At 37.3% G+C, this 12,547-nt stretch carries 14 protein-coding genes and 1 riboswitch; of the genes, 6 read left to right on the top strand and 8 right to left on the bottom strand.

Translation table 11 applies throughout. The annotated features are described in order from the left end of the window. The first annotated feature begins 33 nt into the window (after nucleotides 1-33). Nucleotides 34-1,053 carry an ABC transporter substrate-binding protein gene (locus tag J2S78_RS15935; RefSeq protein ID WP_306900143.1) on the top strand — a complete coding sequence of 340 codons (1,020 nt, stop codon included), beginning with the start codon at nucleotides 34-36 and terminating at the stop codon, nucleotides 1,051-1,053. A gap of 3 nt (nucleotides 1,054-1,056) precedes the next feature. Continuing rightward, entirely contained in the window at nucleotides 1,057-3,090 is a 2,034-nt protein-coding gene (locus tag J2S78_RS15930) for an iron ABC transporter permease (RefSeq protein ID WP_306900141.1), read from the top strand. A 50-nt stretch (nucleotides 3,091-3,140) separates the two neighbouring features. Here J2S78_RS15930 and J2S78_RS15925 read toward each other — a convergent pair whose 3' ends face one another. Then, entirely contained in the window at nucleotides 3,141-3,926 is a 786-nt protein-coding gene (locus J2S78_RS15925) for a hypothetical protein (RefSeq protein WP_306900140.1), read from the bottom strand. 2 nt (nucleotides 3,927-3,928) lie between these two features. Further along, a complete protein-coding gene (locus J2S78_RS15920) occupies nucleotides 3,929-4,768 on the bottom strand; it encodes an ABC transporter ATP-binding protein (RefSeq protein ID WP_306900139.1) in 840 nt (279 codons plus the stop codon). A gap of 202 nt (nucleotides 4,769-4,970) precedes the next feature. Between J2S78_RS15920 and J2S78_RS15915 the strand changes: the two genes are divergently transcribed. The 4 genes from J2S78_RS15915 to J2S78_RS15900 all read left to right on the top strand — a co-directional run bounded on the left by J2S78_RS15915 (nucleotide 4,971) and on the right by J2S78_RS15900 (nucleotide 7,394). Then, complete coding sequence (locus J2S78_RS15915; RefSeq protein ID WP_306900138.1) at nucleotides 4,971-5,147, top strand: SE1832 family protein; 177 nt, start codon at nucleotides 4,971-4,973, stop codon at nucleotides 5,145-5,147. A gap of 133 nt (nucleotides 5,148-5,280) precedes the next feature. Further along, nucleotides 5,281-6,171: a DMT family transporter gene (locus J2S78_RS15910; RefSeq protein WP_306900137.1), complete on the top strand. Its 891-nt coding sequence runs from the start codon at nucleotides 5,281-5,283 to the stop codon at nucleotides 6,169-6,171. A gap of 697 nt (nucleotides 6,172-6,868) precedes the next feature. Continuing rightward, the gene (locus J2S78_RS15905; protein WP_306900135.1) at nucleotides 6,869-7,267 is read left to right on the top strand and encodes a helix-turn-helix domain-containing protein; all 399 of its coding nucleotides are present in this window, start codon (nucleotides 6,869-6,871) and stop codon (nucleotides 7,265-7,267) included. Continuing rightward, entirely contained in the window at nucleotides 7,260-7,394 is a 135-nt protein-coding gene (locus tag J2S78_RS15900; RefSeq protein WP_306900133.1) for an anti-repressor SinI family protein, read from the top strand. Before J2S78_RS15905 ends, J2S78_RS15900 begins: the two co-directional genes overlap by 8 nt. Before the next feature lie 129 nt (nucleotides 7,395-7,523). On the opposite strand, the gene J2S78_RS15895 is transcribed toward J2S78_RS15900, so the two are convergent. From J2S78_RS15895 to J2S78_RS15870, 6 genes are all read right to left on the bottom strand, one after another. Next, nucleotides 7,524-7,850, bottom strand: a complete 327-nt coding sequence (locus J2S78_RS15895) for a helix-turn-helix domain-containing protein (RefSeq protein WP_125556701.1) — start codon at nucleotides 7,848-7,850, stop codon at nucleotides 7,524-7,526. A gap of 202 nt (nucleotides 7,851-8,052) precedes the next feature. Then, on the bottom strand, nucleotides 8,053-8,178 hold the full coding sequence (locus tag J2S78_RS15890) for an anti-repressor SinI family protein (protein WP_306900131.1): 126 nt from the start codon (nucleotides 8,176-8,178) through the stop codon (nucleotides 8,053-8,055). A 38-nt stretch (nucleotides 8,179-8,216) separates the two neighbouring features. After that, nucleotides 8,217-8,307, bottom strand: a riboswitch (cyclic di-GMP riboswitch). Nucleotides 8,308-8,368: 61 nt separating this feature from the next. After that, nucleotides 8,369-9,259 (bottom strand): diacylglycerol/lipid kinase family protein, encoded by an 891-nt coding sequence (locus J2S78_RS15885; protein WP_306900130.1) that lies wholly within the window; start codon nucleotides 9,257-9,259, stop codon nucleotides 8,369-8,371. 182 nt (nucleotides 9,260-9,441) lie between these two features. After that, nucleotides 9,442-9,930, bottom strand: coding sequence for a hypothetical protein (locus tag J2S78_RS15880; RefSeq protein WP_306900129.1), 489 nt, complete (start codon nucleotides 9,928-9,930; stop codon nucleotides 9,442-9,444). 24 nt (nucleotides 9,931-9,954) lie between these two features. Further along, complete coding sequence (locus J2S78_RS15875; protein ID WP_306900128.1) at nucleotides 9,955-10,278, bottom strand: DUF2325 domain-containing protein; 324 nt, start codon at nucleotides 10,276-10,278, stop codon at nucleotides 9,955-9,957. Nucleotides 10,279-10,407: 129 nt separating this feature from the next. Further along, complete coding sequence (locus J2S78_RS15870) at nucleotides 10,408-12,243, bottom strand: cation:proton antiporter (protein ID WP_306900126.1); 1,836 nt, start codon at nucleotides 12,241-12,243, stop codon at nucleotides 10,408-10,410. Nucleotides 12,244-12,547: the final 304 nt, after the last annotated feature.

Raw genomic sequence — 12,547 nt, 5'->3', positions numbered from 1 at the left:
GAATCTTTATCAATAATGAAGGGTTGGTTATATATGAAATTTCACTATTACATAAGTATATTTGCTATACTTCTCTTACTTAGTGTTGCTGGTTGCGGTCAAGGAAATGACGCAGGAGATACGGAGAATCAAGAGGAACAAAATGCAAATGAAAATACTGATGAAACAGCGGACGGTGAAACAACTACTGTCACCGATGCCACCGGCGAAAAAGAAATAGAAGGAACACCGGAAAACATCGTCGTACTGGAATGGGTTTATGCGGAAGACCTACTTGCTCTTGGTGAAGATCCCATTGGTGTAGCTGATATTGAAGGATATGAAAGTTGGGTTAATATTGAACCCGAACTGCCTGACAATGTTACCAATGTAGGAACACGTCAAGAACCTAGTCTAGAAGAAATTGCACAATTAGAACCAGATTTAATTATCACTGCACAATCCAGACATGAATCTATTAGTGATGAATTAAATGAAATTGCACCAACTCTCATGTTTGAACCATACCCTGAAGAAGGTGAAGGTAATCAATACGAGGAGATGGAAACCACATTTCAAGAGATAGCTAAAGTCGTCGGTAAAGAAGATAAAGCAGATGAAGTATTAACTGACTTGGATGAATCCTATGAACAGTTGGAAACACAACTTACTGAAGCAGAAATGGATGGCACAGACGTATTATTATCTCAAGCGTTCAGTGCTAATGAAACAGCTTCTCTTCGTTTGTTTACAGACAACTCCATGGTGATGCAAATTATGAACAATATTGGGTTGGATAATGCATATGATGGTGAAGAGTTTGAGTTATACGGCTACACGGAAACAACAGTAGAAAGTCTTGAACCATATCAAGATGCTGCATTTATGCACATTGTTCAAGAAGACGATAATGTGTTTGAGAATCAATTAGACGGGAATCCTGTATGGGAAAACCTTAATTTCGTCGAAGAAGAACGCACTTATGCTCTTCCAGGTGATACGTGGACTTTTGGCGGACCCCTCGCTGCAGAAGTATTCGCGGAAGAAACGGTTAATGCTCTAATAGGAGAATAATTCATGAAACCACAATCTCGCACATTTAAGGCTGTCTTTATCTTCGGAGGTGGGACAGCCCTATTGCTTTTTCTCGCTAGTCTGCACTTATTTCAAAGCTCACAAGAAATGCCGCTCACAATCGTTTGGGAAGCACTATGGAATCAAGGGGACTCCCTAGAACATAAAATTGTTCAATCTGTTTATTTACCAAGAATTGTTATCGGTATTATTTCAGGGGCAGCGCTTGCAGCAGCAGGCGTTATTTTTCAAACGCTTACCAAAAACCCATTAGCGTCACCAAGTACACTTGGCGTCCATTCAGGAGCCTATTTTTTTGTGATTATAGGAACTGTTGCCGGCCCTGTTTGGCTTGACAGCTTGGGTTTTTTATTAGCGTTTATCGGAGGGTCTTTTGCTGCCGTTATGGTGTTCTTACTTTCAGGCGGACATAACGCTACTCCAGTTCGTATGGCGTTGGCAGGCATGGTATTGACTTTAATGTTCAGCTCTTTCACTTCCACTCTTCAAATATTTTTTGAATATGAAACCTCAGGGTTATTTTTATGGGGAAATGGAACGTTAGTACAACAGGACTGGGATGGAGTGACTTTTTCCCTTCCATGGATTGCTATTCTCTTTTTAATTATTATTTGGCTAGGAAGAAAAATGGACGTTTTACTACTCGGCGAAGACCAAGCACGTACGTTAGGAGAAAAAGTTCGACTCATTCAAGTCTTCATGTTTTTTACTGCTGTAGGTTTAACCGCTCTTGCTGTTAGTGTGGTTGGTCCTATTGCATTTATAGGCTTGATTGCACCGCACATTATCCGGCTGACTGGTTATCAATTGCATGGTATTCTAATTCCTGCTGCCATGCTTTGGGGAGCTAATTTATTAATAGGGGCTGATGTCCTTGGTCGTTATCTCGACCCTTCCTTATCAGAACTTCCCGTTGGTTCCATCACTGCACTTATAGGTGCTCCATGGCTGGTTTGGTTAATTTTACGTCATCGAAAGGCCATTTTCGGAGCTCAGTCTAATGACTCCTTGTCTCCGGGGAATCTTTCTTTCACTATTCCATATCCTTTAGTGATAATTGGTTCTGTTGTTTTGCTAATTGGAGCATTTTTTGCTGCTTTAGCCGGGGGGGGAGATGGCTTTGATTTTGGATCTACTTGGAGTGCCCTTTTCTCTGCCGAATCTTCAGGACAACGTTACATTATATTTGATTTAAGACTTGGAAGGATTCTTGCTGCTTTGTTCGCCGGTATACTACTTGCTCTAAGCGGATTATTATTCCAAGGAATATTACGGAATCCCCTTGCTGATCCTTCTATCATTGGGGTGACTTCAGGTGCAGGTGTCGGTGTGTTGTCAATCATGTTTGTATTTACCAACCTGTCTGCAACCTGGTATCCAATAGGCGCCATTGTCGGTTCTTTTGTGACTGTTGGAATTGTATTGTTTATTTCATGGAAAACAGAGTTTCAACCAGCAGTTCTTGCTCTCGTCGGCATTGCTGCTTCCGCAGTCGGAAGTGCCATTACACAAATATTGATTACTCGGTCAAACATGAATGCAGCCTCAGCTCTGACCTGGCTGTCTGGGAGCACTTACGCTTCTGGTTATTCGGAACTTCAACAGTTCTTAATTTGGCCCGTTATTTTTCTTATTCCTATAACCATCTTTCTTTTAAATAAACTCAATATATTATCACTTGGTGAACAAACCGCCATTGGACTTGGTGTTCGGACATTAGTTATAAGATGGATTACAGCTTTACTTGCCACATTTGCTTCTGCCATGGCTGTTGCTGCCGTTGGAACAATAGGGTTTATAGGTCTAGTTGCGCCACATCTCGCCAGACTCTTAACAGGCTATGATCATCGTAAAATTATGCCTGTTGCGATATTAATTGGTGCTGCCTTACTCATCATCGCAGACATGACAGGCAGAATGATACTAGCACCAAAGGAAATACCGTCAGGACTCGTTACAGCCATTATAGGCGCTCCCTTCTTTCTGTGGTTAATGAGTAAAACACCTAAAAAATAAGGATGGAATAGGGGTTCTTTACTGACCTGATTCCATCCTTATTTTTACTCTTAATCTTCCTTATATTTTTGATAGTATTCATCTCGTTGTTCAGGTTTCATTCTTGGACAACGATAGCAGTAACGATTCGATCCTTTATAAGCTAAACAGCATGTCGGTTTTGTATGCAAAGGCTTATCGTCGTCTACTGGGTTAGGAATAGATATACATTTATACAGAAGCGGATGCTTTTTTTCCTCAAAGTCTTCAGGTTTCGTCTGCGTCGTAATGTAGATCCAATCTTCTTGTAAGTTAATCTTTACTTCTTCTGATTCAGTTACTTTGGCAAGATCAATAAAATAAGGAACAGCATGATAGACTTGCCCCCATAATTCGCGAGTACGAACACCAATATGAGAGGCTATCGCTTGGAATAAGGGTACAACATGATATTGATAAAAAGAAAGCAGTCTTTTTTCTCGGTCGGTTTTGCTTTCGTTAATTGTTTCTTCTGTATAAGAAGTATAGAATTCGAAAGCAGGCTCTGCGATCCCAGAACGTTCACAATGATACACAATCAGACCTTCAAGAGATGTATCTAATTGATATCCTTTAGCAATAGCCCAATGGACAAAAGCGATATACCTGCTATAGCGGTTAGCCCAAAACATTGCCGGCATATCCAAACTAGGCGCATTAATATAGTATCCATATTTGCTTAAGAATTCCGTCAATTCTCCTTGTAGAAGCCATTGTTCAGATATATGCTTCCATTTATAAGACAGAGCTGGTTCAGATCTCACCGAAAACAAGTCATAAGCTTTTGAATCTGCTTTCTTTGTCAATACCGCTGTCATTGTTATACCCTCGCTAGTTTCGAATCTATTTCTTTATCAGGAACGGATTCTAAATGTCGATCAACCAAATCATACGTCATGCACAGTGGTTTACCGGTACGTGGGTCAGGAACAACGTGTGCATCTATACCAAAGACTCTACGAAGAACGGGTTTACTGATCACATCCGATGGTTGGCCTATCTCTTGCGCTTCTCCAGCTTTCATTGCAATTAAATGATCAGAGAAACGAGCTGCATGATTTAAGTCATGTAGGACCATAACAATCGTTCGATTTTCTTTTTTGTTTAATTCTTGCAACAGTTCTAATATTTCAAGTTGATGTGCCATATCTAAATAAGTAGTAGGTTCATCCAGCAGCATTACTTCTGTTTCTTGAGCTAGTGCCATCGCAATCCATGCTCGTTGACGCTGACCGCCGGAGAGAGCATCCAATGAACGATCTTTAAACTCTTCCATCCCTGTATCAACGATTGCCTGATCTACAGCTGCTTTATCTTGAGTTGTCATTCTGCCTGCGCCTCGACGGTGAGGATAACGTCCAAAAGAAACAAGCTGGCTCACTGTAAGTGTTTGGGGAATATCAGGTGATTGTGCAAGAATAGCCATTTCTTTAGCTACTTCTCTCGTTTTCATCTCGTGAATACTGCGACCATTTAGATAAACAGCTCCTTGAGAAGGCTTCATAATACGAGACATCGCTTTTAAAAGCGTCGATTTACCGCAACCGTTTGGACCAATAATAGAAGTAACCATTCCATCGGGTACATCTATGTTCATATCTTCAATGATGGTGTGATCGTTATATGCAACTGCAATATGTTCTGTTGATAGGTTTGACACGTCAGAAACCCCTTTCGTTTTCTCCGTGAATTCTTTCATTTATTCAATAACATTGATAATCATTTTCATTTAAAATTATAACGGCTTTGGGCGTAAATTTCAAGGCGTTTTGAAAACTCATTTTTTATATTATCATTTGAGGTATTTGAGAAGATGTGATATCTTTCGAGTATTGATGTTTTATGAGACGGGGGAATACTACATGACTCGTGAAGAAATGGAAGAACATTTGCAACATTTGAAAATGGACTACATACGAATACAAGGTGATTTAGAAAAACTTGAATTCGTAGGTGGAAACGCTGGTGGTGCCTTGAGAGAACTAGAAGCAATAGAAGATGAAATTAGTGAAATAAATCTTGCATTAAAGAAAACATAATGTTATTAGAATATGTTTGGAAAAATTCCAAATACCATGTGCTTTTTCGCAGCACATGGTATTTATTTATGGAAGAACGCCTGTGCCGTTTACTAGTGATTATAATACTTTCGTTACATAAGGGTGAACTATAGTGAATAAACAATCAACTATTATTGCTTTATTAATCATTTTTCTTACCGTGAGTTGGGGGTATTCTTGGCCACTTATGAAGATTGGTCTCCAATACACAGATCCTTTCACCTTTTCGTTCTTGCGTTTTTTTGTAGGTGCATCTGTATTATTACTTATCCTTTTGTTGAAAAAGGGAATTGTTAATAGTTTTACTAACATTCCTTATAAGCACGTGGTTGTTCTTGGATTTCTACAAACATTCACAGTGTTCGGATTGATTACCTATGCAATGTTATTTGTCGATGCCGGTAAAACATCAATTATATTGTATACAATGCCGATATGGTCCAGTGTATTAGCTGCTGTCTTTTTAAAAGAAACCATTACAAGAAAAAACATTATTGGATTAGGTTTGGGTTTAATAGGTTTACTTCTTATTATAGGGGCTGACATTTACCAACAAGCATCGTTAGAGAACACAATTGGAATTGCGCTTATTCTCATTGCTTCTGTTTCATGGGCCATTGCAAATGTGTATTTCCGCTTGAAGTTATCAGGAACGGATTCTTTTGCCGTTACTACCTTTCAAATGCTGACTGGAGCTTTAGGATTAGGTGTTCTCGCTCTTATTTTAGAACAAGGACAAAATATGGAGTGGACAGCAGAAAGTGTATTTTCTATCGTTTTCACCGGTGTGATTGCTTCTGCTGTATGCTTCTCTATTTGGTACTATTTACTCCGGGTTGTTAATACCATCACTGCTTCCATATCAACGTTGCTTGTCCCTGTATTTGGGGTGTTATTTGGTTACCTACTGTTGCAAGAAGTGCTTGGTACATTTATGATATTTGGAGCGATTTTCATTCTAAGCGGCATATTCATCAGCCAAACTTCTTTTAGAAAACAATAGGTTTTCATCTGATGAAAACGGAATTGTCCAAAAGATACTTAGAGTAGAAAGAATTCTTTATGGTGATATGGCTTCCCTGCTAACAGACCTTTCCAAGCTGCACCTTGACAAAGTTTTCGTAGCTTGTTCTTAAAGACGTTTGTCTTCAACGGTTCCTGTATCAAAAAAGAAGCTGTAATGATTTGTTATTTCATCACGGCTTCTTATTATCTTTGAAACATATCGGATTTAAACCACAATATTTATCAAAGTTCCCTTTTCCGCCTCTTTCCATATATTTAATCCTTCATATTCTACTCTTTTTGTTTTCGATTTTTTCTCTAATCTATTCACTTGCTGTTTCACGTAACTGAATGGACATAGGCCTGCGTATGTTCTATTTATATATAACTCACACACATTATTTTGAAGATATACTAATAAAATTGTATGTCCATACACGTAAGAGTAATATTTTCCCCCTTTTAATCGTACCATTAACGTTTTCCCCTTTCCCTTTCGTTCGTTTTATAGAATTTAAATTGACTATATAATGAATATTCTTGGATGAAAAGTGCCAAAAAAAGTGATTTTTTCTATATAACGCACAATTTTTGTTCTTTATAACGTATTTTCTCGTTCGTTCTCTTGATTTCATTTTTTAAAAATTTATTATTGTTTTATATAATGAACAAAAAGGAGAAAAGGGAGGGGGAATATGATAGGGCAAAAAATAAAATTGTATCGAAGGAAAAAAGGGCTTTCCTTATCTGAGCTTTCTACTAAATCGAATATTTCAAAATCTTATTTAAGTTACATTGAAAGAGATGTTAAACAAAATCCCTCCATAGATGTGTTAAAAAAAATAGCTGCCGTTATGGAAATTTCCGTTGAAGAACTCATTGAAGATTCTTTGCCAGGCTTATATCAGGAGGAACAATTGTTAGATGATGAATGGATTTTGTTAATCCAACAAGCCATTAGAGAAGGTGTTAGCAAACAACAATTCAAAGATTTTCAGGAATATGTTAAATATGAAAATTGGACAAGACGAAAACGAGAAAATAGTAATTATAGTGTTAAGAAAAAAAGTGTTAGGGGTGATTTAAATGTGTAAACATATAAATGACTATTATGAGTTGGATGAAGAGTGGGTTCAATTAATCGGAAAAGCTAAAGATATTGGACTCTCTCCTGACGAGGTTATAAGCTTTTTAGTTAAGGAAGAAAGAAGAAAGGAATAACATAAAGTCAAATTTGTTTCTTCGGATTATTGTGAACAGGAGAATCTTCATCCACTCTGAGCACCCCTCTAAATAAAAAGGCTGACCTCAAAAGTTGTTTTTTAAACACTTTTGGGACAGCCCCAAGCATTAATGGTTTTTAGAACGCCATTTATTAAATTCTAGAAACTCTTTAAATTGTTCTTTCGTTACACCTGAGTCCATTGCGTCTTGAACAATCGAAAGCCATTCATCATCTAAGTCTTGTTCATTCCATTCTTGCTCGTCTTTTATCAAGGAATCTACAGATATATTCAAAACAGTTGATACTTTTTCTAGAAATTGTACAGATGGATTGGTTTGAATATTTCTTTCGATTGCACTTAAATATGATTTTGCTACTCCTGCTCTTTCTGCCAACTCCGTTAATGAAATATCTTTTTGTTTACGATATTTTTTTACTCGGTCGCCAATCATCACGTGAACTCCTTTTTCTATACCAAGGTATCACCTATTATAACATATAACGAATAAAAGTAGGCTAAAAAGTATGTTATATGGAACAATAATTCTTTATAAGAAAAACAGATCTTGAGAAAAGCACCCAAGACTCATTTAGTTGATCCAACTATTAAAAGGAGCCATCAATTGTAGATGGCTCCTTTCTGAAAAACTTGATTCATCTATTTATATCAAGGTCTTCTCTGTCAAAAAATGCCTTAACCTCTTCCAATGTCAAGCCTGCCTCTTTTGCTTCCTTAATGAGGTCTACCCATTCTTGATCTAATTTTATTGGTACTAGCATATTCATTCAACCTCCCACCGCCTTTTTAGGGTAACTCCCCAGGCAACCCAGCCGCCTTAGTTATCAACGTTGAACCTTAGACCTGTGATTTTGCGTACCTGTTTTTCAACAGATTTGCCTTTTTCTGGAGGTTGTTATAAAAATGTGTAGTAGCACCATTATATTTCTATAAATTGATTATGTCAAAAAATTACTGTGATGGTACTAATAACGGGATTTTCTCAGATTGTGTTGTTATCGATACCGGTGTTTGCATGTATATTTCCCCATCGGTATCCACCTTCATAGGTGATGACGTTTGTAATTCTATCTTTCTCCCTTGGTAATGACGGATGTCATTTTTGTCCGGATTCCATGCAAATGGATTTTTTGCTTGCAAGTATTCCCGTAACAAGGACGCTCCACCTTGATTGACGACAAAAATATTGCACTCCCCATCGTCTAATATAATATGTTGAAATGGAAGTTGATTTGTTCCTAAAAAATTTCCATTTGCAATGAGTAGCATCACTGCCTCATCAACAATTTCATAACCATCGATAGTTAATTTAAAAGAAAAGGGAGCGGTAATCGTTAAGGTATGCAAAGCACTTACAAAATAACTAAACCTTCCAAGTCTTCCTTTCCAGTTATCGTTTATATTATCTGAAGTGTCTGCAATCAAGCCTATACCACAAAAATTTGTAAAATAACGATCATTTATTTGACCTACATCAATATATCTAATAGTTCCGTTCATTATTGACTCAGTAGCTCGTCTTAGCTGTTGTGGAATAGACAAAGCCCTTGAAAAATCGTTGCATGTGCCTCCCGGTAGAATCCCCAATGGAGGCGGATTATCTAAAACGGCTAATCCATTTACCGCTTCATGAACTGTGCCGTCACCACCTATTATAATGATTAACTCATAATCATGCCCCCATTCTTTACAAATAAACTCGGTGTGTCCTTTATATCGAGTTCTCTCGATATTTAACTGTTCTATGTGTTTAAATAAAATTCCTGCTGTCGCTTCTATATTTTTTTGAATCATGCTTTGATCTGTATTCCCATTTACGAGCAAAAGCGCATTTTTAAACATAATTGTCCTTCCTATTAATGATTAGGTTTATTTTTTTACGTTTACCCATCTGAGATGTATTTATAAACACAATCAATACACGTGTGATTTTGATCCTCGATGATAACTGGTCGAACCAAGATTCTTTCCTATATTAAAAAAAGTCCCTACAATAACATGGATTCATTGTAGAGACTTTTATTTCAATATTTCGTTTTAGTTCTCAAAAATCTTTCACCTGTTGTTACATCTATTGCTTTTAAAACCCATTCTTCCTGTTTATTTGAGATTTCAAGAAAATGCATTGCTTTAAACAAAATCCGTTGTTTATATTCATTTGAACCAGTGAAAAACATCCAGGCCTCTACCTTTGATTCGTCTCTTGAACAAAATCCAGTCATGTATACACCCTCAAAATGGCGAATAATATGTTGATTTGATAATGGAAAGGCCGGAAGCAATTTTAATGATTCATCCATGATTGCAATCATCGTTGTTACATAGTGGCAGACAATGTCAAATTGCTTTATGTCAATATGTCTCCATTTTTGTTTAATGGTATAAAGCAATTCTGTTTGATTTCTCACGTCCCCTACAGCCATTTGATGCAATAGATTGTTCAATAACACTTGTACCCCTATGTAGGATTGCTGACTACCTTTTTCCTGCAAATGCTCTCTATCTGGTTCCATTACATTTCCTCCTTAGTGTTGCAATTACATGCTGTCTTTATCTAAAAATGGACATTTTTCACATACCTCATCACAATTAGTTAATGCTTTATAAATAGAACACCAAGAGCGCCTAGCATAACAAACAGGAATACAGCGTTCCTTTGCTTTTTCTTTTAGTTTGGTTGCTACATTATGATTAATAAAATCTGTCAAAACTAAAACAAGGTCTACTTTATCAGGTATTTTCTTATGAACCATTTTCACTTTACGACCACTGACATGAGAAATATCTTCGAAACCTAGTTCCTGCAACCTTTTTGGAATAGAACCCAACTTGTCCGCTCCAACAATCATTAACGTATCCATAAGTACCCTCCAATAAGAATGAAAATCATTCTCAATAAAGCTTGCCTTTATTTTATTGAAAAAAATTCCTAATGTCAACCACTGCTTTTATAAAAAACCTCCCGCATAAACAGCGAGAGGTTTCCTAGGTTATTCATCCGTATGATTTTTCCGTTCTGGCTCTACTATCTTTTCGTCAGGAGGTACTAAGCTTACAATCGTATCTCCCGCTTCTGGTTTAAGCGGAGCCTCACTTGTGAAAAAGTCAAATCTACCAGTTGGTTTAAAATTAAACAATGGTAGTGTATCATCTTCGATTTCTTGTAAAAACTTTTTATAGCCATACTGTTTCGTAAGCTTCGTTCTCACAAAATCATAGCCTTCTTCCACTTTTCTATTCAATTCAGCAAATGTTGCTCCCTTTTCGAATAGAACACGTCCTCCAACCCGTCTAACCAAATCATCGGGATGATCACGATCTGGATCATGCCAGCTTAATTGGAAAAGGTCATTCCGGCCAATTTCTGGAACTAATGTAGTACATACTAATGAATTGTAAGAGTCCCTATCTGTTGCAGCGATTAATTTCTCATATGGTGTCATGTCCAGATAATATTCGGTTTGTTCCGACAATATCTCGCCTCTATAATAAGGAATTCCTACTTTTCTTGCATTAAACAGTTGCTCAAATGACGTATCCGTAATAAGTACCGGTATGTCCATATCCTTCAATGCTTTTGCCAATGATGTCGTAAAACTGCTTCCTCCAACAATTATGACACCTGGATTTCCTTCTAGTGACAAACCTAACTTCCGAGCCAACGGTCCAATCGTAAATCCATGTGCACAAACGGTTGCAAACACAAGCGCAAAAGTTAATGGAGTCACAATCGAAGCGCCAGGATAACCAGCTTCCTCTAATACATTGGCAAAATAGTTTGCAACAGTCAATGCAACGATACCTCTTGGTGCAATCCATCCTACTAACGCCTTCTCTTTAAAAGAAAGTTCCGTATTTATCGTAGATAACCAAATAGAAAGCGGCCTAACCACAAATAACATCAATATTACATAAGCGAGAATATTCGGGTCAAACACTTGCAATAGTGTTTCTCTATCCAGCGAAGCTGTAATCATAATAAAAATACCGGAAATTAAAAGGACCGATATATTTTCTTTAAAGTGCCTCATATCACTTAAAGATGCTATATGCATATTTGCCAGCGTCATTCCCATCGCTGTGACAGCAAGTAAACCTGTCTCATGCATCACTTCGTCCGCCACCGCAAAACACGCAATAACAACGGTAAAAACGATAGGTGACTTCAAAAATTCCGGCACAAAGCCGTTTTCAAACATCCATCCTATACCTCTTCCACAACCTAATCCTAGTGCCACAGCAAATAACGAGGCCAAAAAGAATAATACTAAAGCTTCTATTGTTACAGATTCAAGCATCAAAAATTGAATGATCTCAAAAGCAAAAACAGCCAAAAGAGCACCTAACGGATCAACAACGACACCTTCCCATTTAAGAATGGCTGCAGGTCTTGCTTTTAACTTTGCCTGTCGTAAAAGGGGTAAAATAACCGTGGGACCCGTTACAATAAACAATCCACCGATAACGAACGAAACAGCCCATGATAATCCGGCGATAAAAAAAGCTGTTAATGACCCTAAAATCCAAGCCAGTAAAGCTCCTAACGTAATAATACGGTAAACCGATTTTCCTAACCCTTTAATTTCTCTATAGTCTAAATTTAAACTTCCTTCAAATAATATAATTGCCACAGCTACAGAAATGATAGGATTAAATAAACTGCCAAAATCCTCAGCCGGATTCATCCATCCAAAAATAGGACCAATTAACAAACCAGCAACTGACATGACAACAATTGCCGGCATACGAAAACGCCACGCAAACCATTGAGACCCTATCCCTAAAACACCAATCAGCATAAGATGAGATAAAATTGAATCAAACATACCAGGTACCTCTCTCTCTTCATTCTACTACGCAGCCTATACAATTAAGTACAAGCGGTTGATAAATCCGATATGTAATTATTTCGTCATGTTACTAGCTTACTATTCCCTGATTGGAAGCTAAGAAGTAATTAAATGTGACAAACAACATGCCCGAAACAAAACAATACAACATGTAATGGGTTTTTATCAATCCATTGGATTTAATTTTTATATACTTTATAATAAGTTCAGGTATTATATTAGGAGGTAAACTTTGTGCATAAAGATTATATCTTAAAAAAAACAGATGGCTCCGATTGTC

The sequence above is a fragment of the Salibacterium salarium genome (assembly GCF_030813635.1).
Lineage (GTDB): Bacteria > Bacillota > Bacilli > Bacillales > Marinococcaceae > Salibacterium > Salibacterium salarium.
This window is presented reverse-complemented; position numbering and strand designations above follow the sequence as displayed.